Here is a 20,322-nt window from a genome sequence, read left to right as displayed (position 1 = left end):
GGTCACCTTGCCGACAAGTGTTCTGGACGCCCTCGGCGTGGGTCCCGGTGACCAGATCGAAATCACCGAAGGGCCGGATGGGTACATCCTCAGGCCACCAAGGCGAATTGACTATTCCAGTCTGGGGACTTTGAGGGATAAACTCAGACGTGGCCATGGTACGTTCGATATTCAAGCCTTCCGCGAGCAGCCTTTTGATCCGTCGCTTAGAGATTGATGCTGCGGTGCGTGCCTAACTCGTGAATAAATCCTCCTCTTACCAATTTGGTGGAACCCACAACCGCCATCTGGTTATCAGGCGCGTACATTTGAGTGCGGAATCAAGTTTGGCATTACCTGCAGTCATTCGTTCTCGGCACGATATCGAAAGTTTCGATGGGCCAGAGAGCCTATCCACCAAGTAGCCCAAGCGCTTCATCACGGCACCATTGCCTAGATTCTCCGCATATTCAATGAGCGTTACATCACTTCGGTCCGGATTCTTCAAGTAGACGGCCAGGCAATCCGATACATGCTGGATGCCACCACCCAGCTTTGGGTTGTCCAGTATGTCGATTATGGTTCGGTGAATATCTGAGACAAGTACCCTGGTGTTACCGCGCCAGACTGCCTTGGTACCGAACACCTTGCGTTTGTGAATATGAGACAACCAAAACCGGGCTCCATGACGTACCTGGTGTTTTTTACGCACCGGATTCGACGTCAATACGACCGTGTCTTTAAACATTTGTTCCGTCAGTTCCCAGTATTCTGCAGCGGTCCAACCGCCGATATAGGATAATCCGTAGAGCACTGGCACCAGTACCCAGTGATCGTCCAGTACATAGCGGTTGCCAAGCAGTTCCAAAGGAACGGGTACGTACGCCCCGCGGCCTATGCGTGTCAACCATCCTTGACTGGTCCATCTGGAAAGTAGCTTGGATGCTTCTATCCGGGTTACCAGTAGCGTTCTGACCACATCGTCCGTTCCGATGACATCGTCCGCGTCCCGTAGTACAGTTGAAAGCCTCTGCCTTCCGATTGGGTATGCTCGTTTACTATCAGGAGTACTTTTTGTCTTCATAATATCTCAATTAATGTGAATTAATGAAAATATAATATATTGAATTTGACCGATCAAGCATCGGGTCTTTCCTAATCAAGAGATCTTCATGATATTGATGTGATTGTACTGGGATGAAGACACGATAGCCCATCGGATGCTGACTACAATAAAGTCCAGCAACCGGAGGAAAGATAGTGGCTCAAACCAATACCGTGAACAACATTGTTACGCGCCTGTTGACGCTCGACCCGTACCGGATTGTGCTTTTCGGATCCCATGCAATGGATAGAGAACATCTGGAGAGTGATGTCGACCTTTTGGTCATCTTAGACTCTGAGATCATCTCGCAGACTTACGAGGAGAGAATAGACAAGAAAATCTCGGCGAGACACTGTATAGAGGAGATCAACAAGGAGATTCCCATTGATCTCCTGGTCTATACCAGGGCTGAGTACGAATACCTATTGCATCAAGGAGTATCGTTTCTAAATGAAATAGAGAAATCGGGAAAAACCGTATATGAGAAAACAGGCTAAAGCTTGGTTGGAATTGGCCCGTGATGACTTGGAGGTCGCGGAAGAGATCATAGATCGTGAGGACCTGACTCATATGGTTGCCTTCCACTGTCAGCAAGCGATCGAAAAATCATTCAAAGCCATCCTTGAAGAATACGAGCGTTCTACGCCAAAGGTCCATGACCTGATTACATTGAGAAACAAGATTGAAAAACACATAGAACTCGACTTAAATTCTGATCTTCTGTTCCAATTGAATGAACTGTACGTCGACGCACGATATCCTTCCGATTTGGGGTTGCTTCCAGGCGGCAAGCCGCCAATAGAACTATCCCGTAGGATGTGCGATGTTGCTAGAGGTATATGGGAACAAATAGAGCAGAATACGGCTTAAGAAAAACACGATCAGCCAGATTCAACCTTGTTTTGTTTATTGGACTATGGAGACTCGTCGAACGACATGACGGGACGAGTGTACGATGAGAAACAAATATAAGGCGATAATCGAGAGGGACGACGGTTGGTACATCGCTTATTGTGATGAAATACCCGGAGCAAATGGTCAGGGCCGGACCGTGGATGAAGCCCTCGATAGTCTAGACAAAGCCATTACGCTAGTACTGGAAGATCGTCGAAAATAGGGAATACGAAGAACAATTCCGGAAGCGTACTGTCTGGTATGGGTCACCATTGATCCCCGTATGACAGTGATTCAGAATCGCCCCATCACAACTTCGGGTCCGGATCACGGGTATTCTCACCACCCGCCTGAATCAACAGATAGTTCATCGTCGACGCGGCCTGACGGAACTTCATCGCCTCCTGGTAAGCCGGATCGTTGTACCACGCCTCTGCATGCGCCCTGCTGGGAAACTCCAAAATCACCATCCGTCCGTCGTAATCCCTGCCCTCGACACAGGCGATTTCCTCGCCCCGCGTCAGGAACCTGCCCCCGTATTTCTTGACGATGGGAGGGGTCCGGTCGGTGTATTTCCGGTAGGTACCGGGATCGTGGACGGACATCATGGAGATGACATAAGCAGGCATTGAAGTTGCTCCCCTGTATGGTTTGGCGATTCCTGGCAACGATGAATTCAGCGCGTGAAGCACAAAGACGCCTGGCTGACCTCCGGCGGATGTACGATGCGACTGACCAGGCCCCCCGCCCCGTCGTCCTGCCACTGGATCTGTATGCCCTTCAGGTCGCGCTGCGCACCGGCCTGGGCGTCACCTAGCGGATAGACGCCAAAGGGTCCCAGTACGGTCTGTTTGGAGGTCGCGAATAAAAAGTCGCGGATTGACGCGCGGTCGATTTCCCCGGTGAGCGTGGCGGCCCGGTTGATGCCCTCCGCCAGAAGTTCCACGGCGCCGAAACCCGATGCGGCCTGGTAGTCCGGCATCTTGTTGTAGGCCGCTTCGTAGCGTCGAATGAACGTATCGTTCGTGGTGATGTATCCCTCCGTGCGGATCGATGGATCCCAGGCCGCGTTGCCGATGACGCAACGCCCGGCCGCGCCCGCCTCGCCTATGAAGGATGCTCCGCTCGCCAGGAGAAGGGACGTCAGGAGCGGTCTGTATTCCACGGCGGTCACGGCCCTCGCGAACGCGATCGCGTCGTCGGAATACCCTCCGCCGATGAACAGATCGGCGCCCGCATCCCGCGCCATGGCCGCCAGGGCCTCGTGGTCCGCGCCGCCCGCCGCGTAGGCCTGCTCCATCACGAGGTCGAGGCCCCGGGTCCGGGCCGCATCGCGAATGCCCTGGGCCACCGCCGTTGGAAAGGCCGTATCCTCCCAGACCAGGGCCACCGTGCGCGCACCGGCCTGCGCGGCCAGTTCCACGGAACCCTCGAGATAAGTCGGGCCCGGATTCGACATCTGCACGCTCCACTGCCGACCTCGATTCGCCCAGATCTCGGGAGCCGCTGCCGCCGAGGCAACGAGCGGGATGCCGGCCGATTCCGTCACGCTGATCACAGGTTCGGTGATCCCACTGCCGTAAGGGCCCAGAAAGGCGGTGATGGAATCCGAGGCGATCATCTCCTGGTAAAGGCGAACGCTCGCGTCCGCGTCGCTTCCATCGTCGTGAATCACCAACTGCACCTTCCGCCCGCCGATCCCGCCCTGCTCGTTCAGCAGTTCAACGGCAAGCCGATAGCCGCGGCTGACCTCTGCCCCGGGCGTGCTGAGGCGACCGGTCTCGGCCACAGCCGCTCCAAGCACGATGGGTTTCGGTACCGGCATCGTCGTGGGATCAGGTCCCGTCGGATCTTCGTTACCGCACGCGGCCACCACCAGTGCCACCGCCAATGCCATCGCCATTGCCAACAACGGCGCCAGCACCAGTACGCCAGGCCATCGAACCCTCATGTTCGTACCTCTCATGTCGCATTATGCGGGTTATAGCGGCGTTTCAGGTCCTACCTCACCCGTTCCGCCCGGTGAGTTTGCCCGTCCTGGAGAAAGAGGAAGTGGTCGACGTTTCCCTCTTCGTCCGGGACGAAGGTGATCCGGGCATCCTCTTCTTCCAGGTAGAAATCACCTGACGATTCGAGGACGAGTTCGCTCCGGGGCTGGCCGGGCGGCTGGCCGTAGAGCATGCCGTCGCTGTAGGTGATTTCCACGGTGAATTCGGGGGAAAAGGCGTAGGTGCCTGTGCAGGCCACGTAGGCGTCCTCGGTCAGGTGCACGACCTTCCTCGGGGGCGGCGCCAGGGGGTTCCGGGCGCTCAGCAGGTGGAACCCGATGTCCTCGACGCTGGCCGAGCTGTTGGACAGGACCACGACGCCCTTGCGCCACTGCTTGAGAAAGGCGGCGAAGGCGTAGAACCCATTGGTCCGGCCGGTGAGCCAGTGGATGTCGCGGCCTCGCTCGTCCTGGCGCACTTTCCAGCCCAGCGCGGTCTGGACGTCCTCCTCGTCCGTGGGATGCCGGGCCACGATGAGGCTGTCGAAGGACGCGTGGTAGCGAGTCGAATCGTCTTCGGTGAAATCTTCCGGCAGGGCGTAGATGATCCCCATGCTGGCCGACACCAGGGTCATCATGTCCAGGAGGTTGGACCGAAGACCCGTACCGCCCACGAGGGTCGTGTCGGACCAGGAGGGAACGGGCCTGCGGGCGTCGTCGTGTCCGGTCGCCAGGTACGTCCGCATGGACGGCGTAGACGCATTGGCCGTGTTGGCCAGCTTGAGCGGATCGCCGAGCAATACCCGGATCAATTGGTCATAGGATTCGCCGGCCGCGCGTTCGAGCACGTGTCCCAGGAGCCCCATGCCGAGATCGGAATAGGCGTAGCGGTCTTCCGTCCCGATAACGCCCTCCATACCGTCGCGGTACTCCGGTACATTTCGGCCCGGCGTATCCGAACGGTCTTCGGCTTTCCGACCGAGTGAACCTTCGCTATCCGGAGCCAGGGGACTTTCGCCTTCCCGATCCATAGGATCTTCGCTGTCCGGATCTTCGAAATCGAACGGAAACGCGTGCCCGTCGCGCTGTGTTTCCGCGTACCGATCGAGAAACGCGTACATCAGTTCCACCGAATACCCCTTCAGCGGATCGTCCGGGTCGTCAGAAACCAGGTTGTCCGGCAGGCGGGGCAGTCCCGAGGTGTGGGTGGCGAGGTGCTCGATCAGGATGGGGTTTCCTGCACGCGTGGTCGGGACGGTCACCGTCTCCGGGAGATAGGCGGACACCTCGTCGGTCAGGTTTACGTCGCCCCGCTGGACCATGAGGGACAGCATGGCCGTGGTGTACAGGCTGCTCAACTGCCCGATCTCGAAGACCGTCATGCCACTCACGCGCCGGATCGTGCCGCGGTTGAGCGTGCCGTGGGCGTAGACGTACCGGTTGATGCCGCGGATGATCCCGGCGACGACGCCCACCGTCTGGCCGTAATCGTCGACGCGTTCCCGCAGCACGCGCTGCACAGGATCCTCTTCCACGGCCTCTTCCGCGCCCGGATTTCCCGCGCTGCCGGTTACACTGCCCCGCGTCCCCTGCGCGTAGGCGGCGTCTTGCGCGCATACCGTGTACGGTGTGCCCGCCACCATCGCGGTGGCCATCAAAAACAGGATGCCTGCACCACACAGCCACGTGAAAAAACAGTTCGAGGAAAACCGCATGACGCCGACCTTCTCCCAGTATGCTCAGTGTGCCTCAGTGCGCTCAGTGCGTTCGGCGCGCATGATCACTCGGTGTGCTAAGTGCGCCAGATGCGCTCAGTGCCGCGGGACCACCACTTCGTTAACGCAGTTCATCCGCACGGGTTCCGCGTAGTGGTACACATTGACGCCCTCGGCGACGGGCGTGGGAACCCGGACGATGAACTCCACCCAGTCCGGTGTATTGAACGCCGCAAAGGCCAGTTCGATCCCTTCTATCATGTCTTCCGGGTCGCGGGACAGGTCCGGCAGCAGCACCGGGCCCGTGTCCGGCTGATAGATCCAGTCCCGCTCGTTGGCATTGATCGTCTTGACCGGGTACTCGAGCAACGCGGCGTACCGGTCGTTCCCGATGGTCGTCCGGGCGTTCAGAGGGACATTGCCGAGGACGGCCTCCACGATGGCCCGCGGCGTCTCCAGGACTCGTCCGTCGACACGGGACAGGTCGATCCGGACGTCCTCGAAAGTTTCCTCGATGGCCACGATCTGCCGTTCAGGCTGCTCGCCGAGGGAGGGCGGGTAGAGCGTGGCGCCCCGGTCGGCCACTTCGTAGGTCTTGATGGCCATGAAGGTGTCCGACGAGAAGATCGGCTTGAAGTCCGCGTTGGGGATGTGCCAGATATCCCGCTCCACCCCGACCTGTTCGGTCTTGCAACTCACTCCGAGGACGTACTCTTCCCGGAATCCGCCGTCCTTCGCGGTCACGGTCAGGGCGGCTTCTATCGGTATGCGGGCGTTGTTCAGAGAATACGGCACCTTCCGGGTCACGGTCTTGGGTGGCTTCTTCTCGGAATCCACCCGGAAAGTAAAGGTTGAACGCGCGAAATCAATGGTCTGCATGGGTCCCCCGAAAGTGTACGGAACACGGTGTGTCCGGGTCCCGCATAATATAGTGTTCCCATCGGGATTCCGGTATAGATTATGCATGGCGAAATCATCGACACGGGGAGCAGTCATGTCGAACGAACTGACCAGGACCTACCGGCCCTTTTCGGACGCCCGTCCCTACACGCGCTGGTGGTGGTTCTACGACGACATCAGAATGGAAGACGTCCGGACGCAGCTCAAATGGGTGCGGGACCAGGGGTTCGGAGGGGTGGAGATCGCCTTCATGTACCCGCAGCCCGGGGCCGGAGAAGGACCCCGCTGGCTGAGCGAGGCGTGGTCTGGCCTGGTCGCCGGCGCCAAGGAGGAGGCGGACCGGCTGGGCATCGGGTGCGACTTCACTTTCAGCACCTCCTGGCCCTTTGGCGGGTCGATCGTACCGGAGGAGGATGCGGGACAAGTATTCGACGGACCGTCGGACCAGCGGCTCGAGAAGTCGTGGGAGCTGTCCTACTACGGCCAGGGCCGGATCCTGAACCACCTGGACCCGGACGCGCTGGAGCGGTACGCCGGCCACGTCGGCGGCGCGCTGAAACCGGCTCTGCGAGGCACTACTTCGGCGCTGTTCTCCGATTCGTGGGAGGTATTTCCGGAGGGGCTCTGGAGCGCCCACCTGGATCCGGTCTTCCGGGATCGCTTCAGGTATGACCTTGAACCCTTCAAGGCATCGATCGACCAGCATCCCGATGTACGGTACGACTACCGGAAGATCCTGTCGGACGCGGCGATCGAGGGCTTCTTCAGGCCCTACGCCGACATCTGCCGCCGCCTCGGCGCCGTGAGCCGCGTGCAGTGCCACGGGGCGCCAGCGGACCTGCTGGAAGCCTTCGCACTCGTGGACGTCCCGGAATCCGAGGCCCTGCTGTTCGAGACCTTCTTCTCGGCCATCCCCGGGTCGGCGGCGGCCCTGGGCGCGCGGCCCGTCGTGACCTGCGAGACCTTCACCTGTATCTACGGCTACGAGCCGTGGCCCGCACCGTCGCCCCATCACGGCGAGGAGAAGGTGGAGGACCTGAAGCTCATGGCGGACGCGGTGTTCGCCAACGGCGTCAACCACATCGTCTGGCACGGCATGCCGTACAACGCGCCCGGCGGGACCAACACCTTCTACGCGACCACGCACGTCGGTCCGGACAGCGGGTTCGCCGGCCGGCTTCCGGCCTTCAACGCCTACCTGGCGGAGTCGGCCGATTTCGTCAAGCAGGGCAGGACCTACACGGACGTGGCGGTGTACCTTCCGCTGGAAGACCACTGGATGCGCCACATGCTGCCCGAGGACCGGCGCGGACCAGCCGCCAACTACTACTGGGAGCTGCAGACCGTTGATCGGCCCGGCAGCCTGCTCGGCTACCATCCCCTGTGGATCTCGACGCCCTTCCTGGAGGATGCGGTGGTGGAGGACGGGCGCGTGCGATACGGAGAGGCGGCGTTTTCGACGATCTACGTTGACGTGGATTGGCTGGACGGCGAAGGCCTTTCGGCCCTGCTTCGCCTCGCCCGGGAGGGCGCCCGGGTCTGCATTCCGCGCCGGCCCTCCGTTCCCGGCCACCGTCCGCCAGCGGATTACGCGGATCGGCTGGGGGAACTGATGAGCCAAGCGTCGGTCACCGCGGATCCGGGCGTCGCGCTTCGCCATCCTCCCCTAGTCAGCGGCCGGGACGCGCCCGAGTTCTGGTGCCGGGAGGTCGATGGCGACTACCACGTCTTCTTTGCCCATCCCGATACGAAGCGGATCCGGTACCCCATGGCCTACGAGGGCTGGCGTTCCACCCGCATGGTCGAGCGGGAGGTGGTCCTGCACGTCAACGGCCGGGAGCGGACGGTGCGCCTGGCCTTCGAACCCGAAGACGCCATGCTGGTCAGAGTATCGGCGTCCGGCGCGGTGGAAGTGACGCCGGGGCACGTCGATGATTGACACGGCAGGCTCGGATGACGGGCTGGCGTGTGCAAGTGGCGGACACGGGCTGGCGTCACTCCACCGGCCATATTCTCGAGTGAGTCGCACGTCCAGACGCTCAACCTGAGTAATTACAATACCAAGCCCACGGAGACTTCAACCCAATGCGCGACCCACGATACGACGACCTGGCGAAAGTGCTCACCGGACATTCGACGAAGATTGAGACCGGGGACCGGGTGCTCGTCGAGGTCTTCGACGTGCCCGACGACATGGTGATCTCTCTGATCCGCGCGATCCGGGAGGCGGGCGGTGTGCCGCTGGTCTCCATCAAGCACCAGCGCGTCATGCGGGAGCTGGTCCGCGCCGGGGACGAGGACGCCATGGAAGCCGCCGGCGCCCATGAAACCCATCGCATGGAGCGGGTGCAGGCTTACATGGCCCTGCGGGGCAGCCGGAACGTGATGGAGATGTCGGACGTGCCGGGCGACGCCATGCGGCTCTACGAGCAACGCTGGCTCAAGCCTGTGCACTTCGATGTGCGAGTGCCGAAGACCCGGTGGGTGGTGCTGCGCTGGCCGACGCCGTCCATGGCGCAGCAGGCCGGCATGAGCACCGAGGCCTTCGAGGACTTCTTCTTCGACGTGTGCACCCTGGACTACGGGAAGATGGAACGAGCGCTCGCGCCACTGAAGGAGCGCATGGACCGCACCGATCGCGTCCGGATCACGGGTCCGGGCACCGACCTGGCCTTCAGCATCCGCGGCATCCCCACCGTGGGATGCTCGGGCGACCGCAACATCCCCGACGGCGAGTGCTTTACCGCGCCGGTGCGCGACTCGGTCAACGGCGTCATCCGGTTCAACACGCCGACGCTGTACCACGGCGTGACTTTCACGGACGTGGAATTGAGATTCGAGGAGGGCAGGATCACCGGGGCCACGGGCAACCGGGCGGAGAAGCTCAACGAGATCTTCGACACCGACGAGGGGGCGCGCTACATCGGCGAGTTCGCCATCGGCTTCAACCCCCACATCACCGCGCCCATGCTGGACATCCTCTTCGACGAGAAGATCGCCGGGTCCTTCCACTTCACGCCTGGGCAGGCCTACGAAGAAGCCGACAACGGCAACCGGTCCGCCGTCCACTGGGACATGGTCATGATCCAGACGCCGGAATTCGGCGGCGGGACCATCGAGTTCGACGGGGAAGTGATCCGGAGGGACGGGCGGTTCGTCGTTCCGGAACTGGAGGACCTGAACCCGGAGCGATTGAAGTAACGGAGCGGCGGAAGTGACGGAGTGGCGGATGTGGCGGAACGGCGGAAGTGAACCGGGCTTCCTGCCGCGGACCTTCGACTGCTACCGCACCATGACCAGGAAGTTGGCCGAGCGGGTGACACTGCTCCCCGCATTCAGGTCGGTCAACGTGACGTTGAGCACGTACTCACCCGCCGGCAAGCCGGAGGTATCCAGCGACGTGTACTCCCGGTCCTCGGTCGAATATCCTTCTCCCGAGAAAGCCATCATCACCGTCTGCATGTCCCGTTGTCTGCGAGCCGTCCAGCCGCGCCGCGCGCTGCCTCCCCGGGGGCTGATCTCGTAGAGGATTTCGTACGCCGTCTTCCTCTCCCTGTCCAGGCTGAGATTGTAAACCTCGTAGTAGACGTAAACAGGGTTTTCCCGGATGTAGAGCCGTCCCGGATTGGGCGTGATGTTCAGTCCGTTGCGCACGAAGGGGCCCTGCACGCCGGACGGCGTGATCAGGGTGGCCAGTTTGAGGTCGCTGATGAGCAGTTCTTCCCCGCTGTAATCCGACAGCGTGACCGGCCTTAGATACACCCCGGTTTTTTGCGACGTTTCGTCCCGCACCTGGACCGCCATCGTGAAGCTTCCCGGCGGCGCCACGACACTCTCGGGCAAGGTATACACCGGGACTTTCACGTGGCTTTCGGCCATCTTCCGCTTCGGCCGTTCGAAGGGGCCGAATCCGAAGGCGTGGGTGAACCGCGGGCTCATGGCCGAATCGCGCAGAGTGATTTGGTGTTCGAGCCGGGTACGGATCCCCCGGCCGTCCGATACGTCGCCGAACTGCCAGACGGGGATGCTGTAGGACAGGTCCAGCTCCGTCGCGCCGTTGTCCGCACGGAAGCTCACGGCGTCGAAAGCGTACTCGAGATGTTCCCCGCCGAGGTCATGCAGGTATTCCTCGGGCGCATTGGCGATCAGTTCCTCGGCCAGCCGCCGGGGACTGAACCGTTCCTGCCGGACCATTTCCTGCTGGCTGGTCAGGAGATTTCCCCACGGGTAATCGAACCGGCCCCCGCCGAACTGGTCGACGAAGAACAGTTCCAGGCCATACCGGGCGTATACCCAGCTTTCGGTGGCGTATCCATGCCCCATCAACTTTCTCTCATCCTGCATGGTCAGTTGTCCGGATGATGCGACGATCCCGCCGGCCAGCAATTCGCCGGCATCATTGATTTCTTCTTCAGTCATTCCCTCGGGCGGGACGATCGTCATGCGGCCCCGGTCGACACGCAATCGATAACCGTACCGGTCATTCTGCTCCCGGATCGCGTCGACGACCGGATCATTGGAAATCGCGGCCGACCTGTAGGCGTTTCGATCCGCTATATGGACGTCGTTGCGGCGGTCTTCCGGTGCGCCGAAGCGGACGTGCATCTCGCCGCGGCGGTCATAGGGGTGCTGCCCCTGCGAGAAATGGTACCGGGCGAACATGACCCGCCGGTAATGCTCCACGAGGCGTTCATTCACCACCGTGACGGGATTCGAGTCCCTGGCGTTCCAGAAGGCGTGCCAGCGCGCATCGCGTTCGCTGCCTTCGGCTTCCTGCCAGGACGCCAGTTCGTCCGGAGGGGCTACGTGCGTCAGGTCCCGGTAGACTTCTTTTTCGTCAGGTTCAATAAGGGAAAAGTAGGTCTCAATCACCTCATGCAATACGTCGGGCCGTGGTTTTGCAGCTTCGGAAAGCGTGCTGAAATGCTTCCGAAGGGCCTGGACGATCGCTGATCCCGTTGCTCCCAGATCATCGGTAGCCCGATCGATTAACTCAACGGCCAGTCCATACCTTTCGGAAAGAAGGGCCAGGTAGACGAAACGGCCGAGTGCGTCGTAATGATCGGGATTAACCCTGTACTGCGAGAAATAGGCCGCCATCGCAATGTCGAATTCGGGCGGACCGGGCGACTCGGGTCGTTCGTAACAACGGCCGATCTGGTAAAAAGCATCGGGATGGGAAGGATCTAATACTGTCGCCTTGAGGAAGAAAGTCCGGCCGTCCCAGTCGCCGCCGACAATCCGGTCGGTCTTGCGCGGGTTCATATGGGCCATGCCCAGGTGATACTGGACTTCTGGGTCGTTGGGCAACAATCGCGCCGCACTGCGCAAGGCGTTGCGAGCGTCCAGTCTCCGGTATTTGATCTGCAGGTAGGCCTTGCCCAGCCCCACGTAGCCCGATGCCCACTTCTCGTCCAGTTCGACCGTTCGCTTGAACGAATTTGCCGCCTTACGGTATTCTTCCAATGCGTACTGAGCCATTCCCCGCCAATAGTACGCCGATGCGGAACCTCCGTCCTCCTTTACCGCCTGCTGAAACAGCGCCAGTGCTTCCCGGAACCGTTCGGCTTCGTAATGCGCCTTGCCCGCTTCCAGGGAAGTATCATGGAGATTCTCAGGTATGGGACTCGCAGGCGTGGGCGACACGGACGAGGTTGAGGATTCGGGTGCAGGTGCAGACGAAGGCGAAGTCGAGGGCAGGGCTTGGACAGGACGCTGCGATGCACACATCACCAGGGCCGCAACGAGCAGTACGCAATTTTTGGACATGGGAAAGTGGTGTAATGGGCGGGCACTGCTGCCTGAGGTCGGAAACTCCATCGTTGTTTTACGGTATGCTGGAAACGTACAGACTGTCGCAGAGGCGGTCAACAAAAACCGTCTACTCGCGGCGCAGGGTGTCCGCCGGATTGATCAGGGCGCTTCGGAAGGTCTGCAGGCTGACGGTGACCAGGGTAATGGCCAGTACCGCGAGACCTGCCAGGATAAACGGCCCCACGCCGAACTCGGCGCGGTAGGCGAAGTCGGCCAGCCATTGGTTCATGAGCCACCAGGCCGCCGGCCAGGCGAGTACGTTCGCGATGAGGACGAGAAAGACGAACTGTTTCGACAGCAGGCCCATGATGTCCGATACGGCGGCGCCCATCACCTTGCGGATGCCGACCTCCCGTGTACGTCGGACGACCTCCAGGGAAACCAGGCCGTATACACCCAGGCAGGCGATCAGCAGGGCGAAGACCGCCGAATAGGTAAAGATCCGCGCCAGGTTGGTCTCTTCCACGTAGAAACGGGCAAGGTCGTCATCCAGGAAGAAGTACCCGAAGGGCGATCCCGGCGCCACTTCGGCCCATGCTTCTCTCAGCAGATCCAGCGTGGCGGGCAGGCCCCGCTCGCTGACGCGCACCATGAAAAAATTGATCCGATCCATATCATCATCCCCGAACACCACCGGATTCAGGGTGAGTATGACGGGTTCGATCTCGTGGTGCATGGACCGGTAATGGTAGTCTTCCACCACGCCGACGACCGTGACGCCGTGCGGCAGCGTGCGGCCCACAGGATCTTCCCATCCCATCGACCTGGCCGCGGCCTCGTTGATGATGCATGATCCCGATTCGTCACCCCCGAACTCCCTCGAGAAATCGCGACCGGAGACGAGGTTGAGTTCCAGGGTCTTCACGTAGTCGTAGTCCACGGTATACATGAACGCTTCCAACCGGTTACCGGCCGTGTCGGCATACGCGGCCTGGGCCAGTCCCCGGTTCGGACCGAAGGAGTTTGATACTCCGGTCACGTCCAGCACGCCCTCGTAGGATTTCACCCTATTCCTGAAAACATCCAGGCTGCCGGAATCCTGGTCTTTCTCGATTACGACGATGTTCTCGGCGTTGTATCCAAGGTCCCCGGTCCGGGCGAAATCCAGCTGCCGCGTCATGACCAGAATGGAGACGACGAGTGCCGCGGACAGTCCGAACTGCACGACCATGAGGCCCCGGATGAGCAGATTCGGCCCGCCGACCTGGATCCGCCGCTGGAAGATGGCGACCGGATTGAACCTGGAAAGGACCAGGGACGGGTAGCTGCCGGATACGAATGCGACCAGCAAGGTGAACGCCAGGAGTGCGGCCAGCGTGGAACCGCTGGAAAGGTAGTCGAGGACGAGTGAACACCCCGCCAACGAGTTGAAGATAGGCAGGAAGAGATGGGCCAGGATCACCCCGAGCACGAGGGCGAAGCAACTCAGCACCAGCGATTCGCCCAGGTGCTGCCCCGCGATCTGCGACTGCTGCGCGCCGAACACCTTGCGGAGACCGACCTCCTTCGCGCGGGTCGAGGAACGGCATATGGCCAGGTTCGTGAAGTTGACGCACGCTATGAAAAGGACGAGCAGCGCGACGCTGATCAGTATGTAGGACCTGTTCGGATCGCTGGCGGTACCCAGGCCGTTCCCTACGCCCGGGTCCAGGTGGGTGTCCGTGAGCGCCTGGATTTCCAGCATCCTGGACATCTGCCCCGAGAAATGGGCCCTGGAGAAATCGGGAAACTGCTCCGTGAGCAGATCGGCCTGTTGAGGATCCGACAATTCCGCGTACGTGGAAGTGACCGAGTAGTTCCAGCTGTCAACGGCATCGGCGAGAAAGGGGTTCATGCCGATCGTCCGCTCGAAGGGAAGCAGGAAATCGAACTGAATACTGGAATTGCCCGGGTTGTCCTCCGTCACGCCGGTCACGGTAAACGGATCATCCCTGATCGTGAGTTGCCGGTCCAGTGCGCTTTCCCCGCCAAAGTACTTCTCCGCAATGGACCGACTGATCACCAGGGCGTTGAAGTCGGCGAATACGGTTTCGGGATCTCCTTCGATAAGCGGAAACGAAAACACCTGGAAGAACGAGGGATCGCAGGTTAGCATGCGATCTTCCCTGAAGGTGTCGTCCCCGACACGCACCACCAAACCACCCCCGAACTGTCGAATCCTGACCGTTTCGACCACCCCGGGGAACTGGCGTTTCAGCGCCGGTGCGAGCGGAATCGGTGTAATCGCGGTGCGGAAAGGCGTGCCGTCGAATCCCTGCCCAGACACGTTCACACGGTAAATCCGGTCCGCTTTCTCGTGAAAGGTATCGAAGGTCCACTCCTGGCGTACGAAGAGGAATACGAGCAGGCTGCAGGCGATGCCGGTGGAAAGACCCAGCGTGTTGATGAGGAAGTAGCCCTTGTTGGCGAAGAGATGCCGCAGCGCGATGACAAGATGGTTTTTCAGCATGGCCACACCCACTCCCGGGTCTCACGGCCGCATACTGTAATCACTCACCAGGGGGACCACATTCCCGGTGGGATGAAAAAGGGGATCTACGGTTTCGACCCGCCGATCCCCTTGAAGGTTGCATGTTGGTAACTGTTACGATTCAGAACTTCCGATACGCTGATACGCGTTCGTGGCGATCAGGGAACGACGAACGTGTTTTCGCTGGCGCGTAAACTCGTTACGCCGTCGAGCGTCACCTCACCAACCAGTCTGTACTCACCAGGGATATCTGAATCGTATGCACAAGCCTTGAAAGTCTCCCTTGTGTCCTCGATGTCTTCCCATGGACTGTTCATATCGTCTCTTCGCTGCCATATGGAGTAATGGACGGTAATAGTCGTACCTCCAAACGAAAAGCCATTCAGGGTTGGAGAACACCCCGTCAGAGGCAAGGTACCCAGCCCTGGTACCGTGAACTCCAATCGGCCGCGATATACCTTCACGCCAACCCACGGTTCATAGACGATCTCGTCGACTTCTTCATCAGGAACCTCTTCTTCGTCATCCCCTTCTTCGACTGCATCCGGATCCATCACCGTAATGCTCACCATATCCGATACATCACCTGACGCTGCCATGACATCAGCCATGCCGTTACCCACCGCTTCCACCAGTCCATCCTCGTCCACGGTAACCACGGCTTCGTCACTGCTCATCCAAGTGACGGATGGTTCGGAGATCGGTTCTTCGTTCGCGTCGCTGACGGAGACCATGAGCTGCAGGGTCTGTCCGATCTCGGTCAGGGTGGTGGCTTCGGCGTCAACCTCGATGCTGATGTTCGCCGGAACCTGGGAGACGGTGATCGCCGCGGTACCCATGGCGTCTCCGGCCTCGGCCGTGATCTCCGCCATGCCGTTATCCACCGCGGTGACCAGGCCGTTCTCGTCCACGGTCGCCACGGCTTCGTCTCCGCTCGACCAGGTCACGGTCACGTCCATCATCGCGTTCTCGCGCTGGTCCAGCACGACGGCCGCGAGCTGCAAGGTGTCCCCGATCGCCTCGAACGTGTGTGCCGCAGGCTCGATCGTTACAGTTGTCGGCACCGGACTCGCGACGGTTATGGTCGCATTGGCAGACAGGTTGCCGGATTTGGCCGTGATCTCCGCCATGCCGTCGCTCACCGCGGTCACAAGGCCGTTGCCGTCCACGGTCGCCACGGCTTCGTCCCCGCTCGACCAGGTGATGGTCTGGCCGGACATGGCGTTGTTCCGCTGATCTCGTACCGTCGCCCTGAGTTGTACCGTTTCTCCGATCTCCTCCAGCGTATGCGAGGAGGGCGTTACCGCGATCCGGGTCGGCACCGGTTCGGCCACCGTGATGTTCGAGGTGCCCGACGCGTTTCCGGAACGCGCCGTAATCTGGGTCGTACCATTGCTCACCGCCGTCACCAGTCCATTACCGCTGACCGTCGCCACACCGGTGTTGCTGCTCGTCCAGGTCACGGTCTGGCCGGACATGGGGTTGTTGTTCTGGTCCCTCACCGTAGCTGACAGCTGCACGGTCGCGCCGATTGTCGCGAGCGTGTGGGAAGAAGGCGTGACGGTGAGGCTCGTCGCCACGGGTGTCGGGGGCGGCGCCGGGGGTGTCGGCGTGGACGGCGTGGGGCTCGTCGGGCTGCTGTCCCCGCCGCCGCATCCTGCAAGGATCATGAAGTAAATGGAAGCCGTGATCATGACGAACGCACGGCTATATGGGCGAATCACGATGGACTCCTCTCGGATATGGACGATAATGCGGTTCGTGTGAATCATCCGCACGTGATCTTAATGGATTGGATTAGGATAGTCTATGTTTATAACTGTATATGTCTTAAATAATCTACGAATACAAATGATTCATGCTCTCCCGGGCCGCTTCGAGGGTCCGGTCGATGTCCTCTTCGGTGTGGGCCAGGGACACAAAGCCTGTTTCGAGGCGCGAAGGTGCCAGGTAGACGCCCCGGTCCAGCATGTTCCAGAAGTACCGTCCGTACGTATCCGCGTCCGAAGTGGAGGCGGCATCGAAGTCATCGACGGGCTGGTCGGTGAAGAAGGTACACATCATGGATCCGACGCGCGTCAAGTACGCGGGAACACGGGCCTCTGCCGCCGCGGCGCGGAGGCCGTCGCCGAGCCGGGAAGCCAGGTTTTCGAGCCGTTCGTAGACCCCGGGTTCCTGGAGCTGCCGCACCGTCTCATACCCCGCGGTCATGGCCAGCGGGTTGCCCGAGAGCGTGCCGGCCTGGTATACCGCACCGACGGGCGCCACGGTTTCCATGATCTCCCTGCGCCCGCCGTAGGCGCCGACGGGGAGGCCCCCGCCGATGATCTTGCCCAGGCAGGTCATGTCGGCCGTGATGCCGAACCGTTCCTGCGCGCCGCCGAAAGCAATCCTGAATCCGGTGATAATCTCGTCGAAAATCAGGATGATGCCCCGCCTTTTCGTTTCTTCCCGGATGGTTTCGAGAAAGCCCTCGGCCGGCGGGATCATGCCCATGTTGCCGGCGACGGGCTCGACGATCACGCAGGCGATGTCGTCGCCCCGCTCCGACAGGGCGGTCCGGACGGCCCCGATGTCGTTGTACGGAAGGTTTAGGGTCATCTTCGCCAGGTCCGCGGGCACGCCGGGGCTGTCGGGGATGCCGAACGTGGCGGCGCCCGACCCGGCCTGGATGAGAAAGCTGTCTCCGTGGCCATGATACCCCGCCTCGAACTTGACCGCCAGGTCGCGTCCCGTGTATCCGCGAGCCACGCGCAGGGCGCTCATGGTCGCTTCCGTGCCGGAGTTGACCATGCGAATCAGTTCGATAGACGGGAATGCGGTCTTAACCAGTTCCGCCAGCCCGATCTCGGCTTCCGTGGGCGTGCCGAAACTCGTGCCGCGCTCGCAGGCAGTCTTCAGGGCTTCGACCACGGCGGGATGGCCGTGGCCCAGGATCAGCGGTCCCCAGGATCCCAGGTAGTCGATGTACGCGTTACCGTCCACGTCGTAGACCCTCGACCCCGCGCCCCGTTCCATGAAGACGGGCCGGCCGCCGACCCGGCCGAAATTGCGCACGGGGCTGTTCACCCCGCCGGGCATGGATCGCTGCGCCTGGTCGAAGAGCGTGCTGGATCGGGAACGGTTCATTCGGTCCTTTCGGTTCGTTCGGTTCGTTCGGCTTATTCGGATTGGAGTCCGCGCGCGACCTCCCGCGCGAAGTAGGTGAGGATCATGTCGGCGCCTGCGCGCTTTATGGCGGTCAGCGACTCCAAAACGACCTGTTCTTCATCGATCCATCCCATCTGTCCCGCCGCCTTGATCATGGCGTATTCCCCGCTCACGTTGTAGGCGGCCACCGGCACTTCAAAGGTCGATTTCACCCGGTGTATCACGTCGAGATAGGCCAGGGCCGGCTTGACCATGACGATATCGGCGCCTTCCTCGAGATCCAGCTCCACTTCCCGGAGCGCCTCGTTGGAGTTCGCCGGGTCCATCTGGTAGGAACGGCGGTCGCCGAACTGCGGGACCGAGTCCGCGGCGTCGCGAAAGGGCCCGTAGTAGGCCGAAGCGTACTTGGCGGAATAGGCCATGATCGGGATGTGTGTGAGCTGCTCGCCGTCGAGGGCCTCCCGTATCGCACCCACGCGGCCGTCCATCATGTCCGACGGCGCGACCAGGTCGGCGCCGGCCTTCGCCTGCGAAAGCGCGGTCCGGACGAGCAGCCGAAGGGTGGGGTCGTTCGCCACGTCGTCTTCTTTGATGACACCGCAGTGGCCGTGATCGGTGTACTCGCAGAGGCACACGTCGCCGATGACGGTGAGTCCCGGCGCCGCCTGCTTGATCGCGCGGATGGCCCTTTGGACAATGCCGTCGTCCGCGTAAGCGCCGCCACCGTAGGCGTCCTTGTGTTCCGGGATGCCGAAGAGCATGACGGCCGGTATGCCCAGGTCCGAGACTTCGCGGCAGACCTCCGCGCCCTGGTCCACCGACAGCCGCTCCACGCCGGGCATGGAATCCACCGGAGCCCGGACACCTTCTCCCGGGCATATAAACAGGGGGTAGATCAGGTCGTCCACGGAAAGCCGGGTCTCGCCGACCATCCTGCGCAGACTTTCGGTGCGGCGCAATCGTCGCAGTCTGTGTACGGGAAATGCCATCAGGTTTCTCGGTTAGCTGTCGTAGCCCGTTATGGGGGTGTCAGGACCCGCCGCAGTTGGCGCAACCACCGCCGTCGAATCCGTTCAGGGCGCTGCAGCGTTCACACTGGAACAGGACATGCCCGGTGTCGATGGACCGTGAAACCATCCAATCCCGCACCGGCGCCCGGTGTTTCGAAGGCACGATGATTCTGGCCTCGTCGACCGATCGCGTGTCCAGGAGGAGGCCGGCGTCCTGTTCGGCCGAGAACACCCGGCAATCCACGCCCTGCTGCGCAAGGTAGCGCCGGTAGTTCAGCGCTTCCCGGTCTTCGGCCCGGTAGAGGATCTCTTCCTCGACCGGAGATTCCTCTTCCAGCCCGTGTCTTTCACAGAAATACCGGCCCTGCCGGCGGATGCCGCAGTCTCCGCATACGTGCTGTCCGCAGACGACGCATCGTCCGTGGGCGGGCTGGTCCGGTTGGGTCAGGCAGCGCAGGTCGTCGACGAAGGCCGTCCCGCAGACCGGGCAAAACCGCGCATCTCCCGGGATCTCCTCTTTGCACTCATCGCAGACCCAGGTCGACGCCTCGTTCAACGTTTCGACCAGGGGTGACGCGCAGATAGGGCACTGCTCGACCCCCTGGGCGTATTCGCATTCGCATTCCGGACAGAAAGGCATAGTAATTGCTTTTTGTTAACCGAACTCACGCCGGACAAATATATACCGGGGCGTCATTTCAGGGCAATCGTTATTACGCGGGCCGCTCCCCCGCGGCCAGCCGGTCGCGCACGATGTTATTCGAGTCGCTCCCCCGCGGCCAGCCGGTCACGCACGATCGCGTCCACGAGCGCGGGGACCGTCGCCTGGTTGGGTATGATATCCACGGACAGGCCCGCCTCCGCGGCGGTTTGCGCCGTCGATGGACCGATACACGCGATGCGTACGCCACGGGTCCAGCGTTGCGGGCCGTCCGGCCCCGCGGTCTTCGCGAACGCCGACACGGCCGACGAACTGGCGAACACGGCCAGATGGATCTTCCCGTCTTCCAGCATGGACGCTATGTCGCCCGGCATGCCCGCTGCAAGGACCGTGCGGTAGACCGTCACCCGGGTCACGGACGCGCCGGCGGCGGTCAGTCCCTCCTCTACGGCGGGACCCGCGATGTCCGCCGCGGGGAAGAGGATCCGCGCGTTCGGCAGATCGCGGCCCCAGGCCAGGGCTTCCACGAGCTTTTCAGCCCGGAAGACTTCCGGTTTATCATCCGCTTCGATCCCGCGACTTCGCAGCGCGCCGGCCGTGGCGCAGCCTACCGCGGCGACGCGGACCCCGCACAGGG

16 protein-coding genes are annotated in these 20,322 nt (G+C 61.4%); 4 read left to right on the top strand and 12 right to left on the bottom strand.

From position 1 onward, the window contains the following. Positions 1-256: 256 nt before the first annotated feature. Positions 257-886: a hypothetical protein gene (locus OXH56_10230; protein ID MCY3555685.1), complete on the bottom strand. Its 630-nt coding sequence runs from the start codon at positions 884-886 to the stop codon at positions 257-259. Positions 887-1,239: 353 nt separating this feature from the next. On the opposite strand from OXH56_10230, the gene OXH56_10225 reads away from it, so the two are divergent. Together OXH56_10225 and OXH56_10220 are read left to right on the top strand one after the other, a co-directional pair. Continuing rightward, the gene (locus OXH56_10225; GenBank protein MCY3555684.1) at positions 1,240-1,581 is read left to right on the top strand and encodes a nucleotidyltransferase domain-containing protein; all 342 of its coding nucleotides are present in this window, start codon (positions 1,240-1,242) and stop codon (positions 1,579-1,581) included. Further along, entirely contained in the window at positions 1,565-1,954 is a 390-nt protein-coding gene (locus OXH56_10220) for a HEPN domain-containing protein (protein ID MCY3555683.1), read from the top strand. Before OXH56_10225 ends, OXH56_10220 begins: the two co-directional genes overlap by 17 nt. 332 nt (positions 1,955-2,286) lie before the next feature. On the opposite strand, the gene OXH56_10215 is transcribed toward OXH56_10220, so the two are convergent. The 4 genes from OXH56_10215 to OXH56_10200 all read right to left on the bottom strand — a co-directional run bounded on the left by OXH56_10215 (position 2,287) and on the right by OXH56_10200 (position 6,559). Next, positions 2,287-2,607 (bottom strand): DUF1330 domain-containing protein, encoded by a 321-nt coding sequence (locus OXH56_10215; protein ID MCY3555682.1) that lies wholly within the window; start codon positions 2,605-2,607, stop codon positions 2,287-2,289. Between the two features lie 47 nt (positions 2,608-2,654). Beyond that, positions 2,655-3,881, bottom strand: a complete 1,227-nt coding sequence (locus OXH56_10210; GenBank protein MCY3555681.1) for an amino acid ABC transporter substrate-binding protein — start codon at positions 3,879-3,881, stop codon at positions 2,655-2,657. A gap of 98 nt (positions 3,882-3,979) precedes the next feature. Further along, complete coding sequence (locus OXH56_10205) at positions 3,980-5,620, bottom strand: serine hydrolase (protein MCY3555680.1); 1,641 nt, start codon at positions 5,618-5,620, stop codon at positions 3,980-3,982. Between the two features lie 156 nt (positions 5,621-5,776). Then, positions 5,777-6,559 (bottom strand): hypothetical protein, encoded by a 783-nt coding sequence (locus OXH56_10200; protein ID MCY3555679.1) that lies wholly within the window; start codon positions 6,557-6,559, stop codon positions 5,777-5,779. A gap of 115 nt (positions 6,560-6,674) precedes the next feature. On the opposite strand from OXH56_10200, the gene OXH56_10195 reads away from it, so the two are divergent. Then, positions 6,675-8,519: a glycosyl hydrolase gene (locus tag OXH56_10195; protein ID MCY3555678.1), complete on the top strand. Its 1,845-nt coding sequence runs from the start codon at positions 6,675-6,677 to the stop codon at positions 8,517-8,519. Positions 8,520-8,665: 146 nt separating this feature from the next. Then, a complete protein-coding gene (locus OXH56_10190; GenBank protein ID MCY3555677.1) occupies positions 8,666-9,781 on the top strand; it encodes an aminopeptidase in 1,116 nt (371 codons plus the stop codon). A gap of 81 nt (positions 9,782-9,862) precedes the next feature. On the opposite strand, the gene OXH56_10185 is transcribed toward OXH56_10190, so the two are convergent. The 7 genes from OXH56_10185 to OXH56_10155 form a co-directional block, all read right to left on the bottom strand. Next, complete coding sequence (locus OXH56_10185; GenBank protein ID MCY3555676.1) at positions 9,863-12,226, bottom strand: GWxTD domain-containing protein; 2,364 nt, start codon at positions 12,224-12,226, stop codon at positions 9,863-9,865. Between the two features lie 235 nt (positions 12,227-12,461). Continuing rightward, positions 12,462-14,843 (bottom strand): ABC transporter permease, encoded by a 2,382-nt coding sequence (locus tag OXH56_10180; GenBank protein MCY3555675.1) that lies wholly within the window; start codon positions 14,841-14,843, stop codon positions 12,462-12,464. A gap of 179 nt (positions 14,844-15,022) precedes the next feature. After that, positions 15,023-16,588, bottom strand: coding sequence for an Ig-like domain-containing protein (locus tag OXH56_10175; GenBank protein MCY3555674.1), 1,566 nt, complete (start codon positions 16,586-16,588; stop codon positions 15,023-15,025). A 115-nt stretch (positions 16,589-16,703) separates the two neighbouring features. After that, positions 16,704-17,993, bottom strand: a complete 1,290-nt coding sequence (gene hemL / locus OXH56_10170) for a glutamate-1-semialdehyde 2,1-aminomutase (GenBank protein ID MCY3555673.1) — start codon at positions 17,991-17,993, stop codon at positions 16,704-16,706. A 32-nt stretch (positions 17,994-18,025) separates the two neighbouring features. Beyond that, the gene (gene hemB, locus OXH56_10165; GenBank protein MCY3555672.1) at positions 18,026-19,003 is read right to left on the bottom strand and encodes a porphobilinogen synthase; all 978 of its coding nucleotides are present in this window, start codon (positions 19,001-19,003) and stop codon (positions 18,026-18,028) included. A gap of 40 nt (positions 19,004-19,043) precedes the next feature. Further along, positions 19,044-19,664, bottom strand: coding sequence for a zinc ribbon domain-containing protein (locus OXH56_10160; GenBank protein MCY3555671.1), 621 nt, complete (start codon positions 19,662-19,664; stop codon positions 19,044-19,046). 116 nt (positions 19,665-19,780) lie between these two features. Next, the coding region (locus tag OXH56_10155) for a uroporphyrinogen-III synthase (protein ID MCY3555670.1) at positions 19,781-20,322 on the bottom strand (542 nt) is incomplete at its 5' end.

Source organism: Gemmatimonadota bacterium, assembly GCA_026702745.1.
In the GTDB taxonomy this organism is placed as follows: domain Bacteria; phylum JAAXHH01; class JAAXHH01; order JAAXHH01; family JAAXHH01; genus JAAXHH01.
The sequence above is the reverse complement of the archived record's forward strand: the minus strand, read 5'-3'. Positions and strand labels throughout refer to the sequence as shown.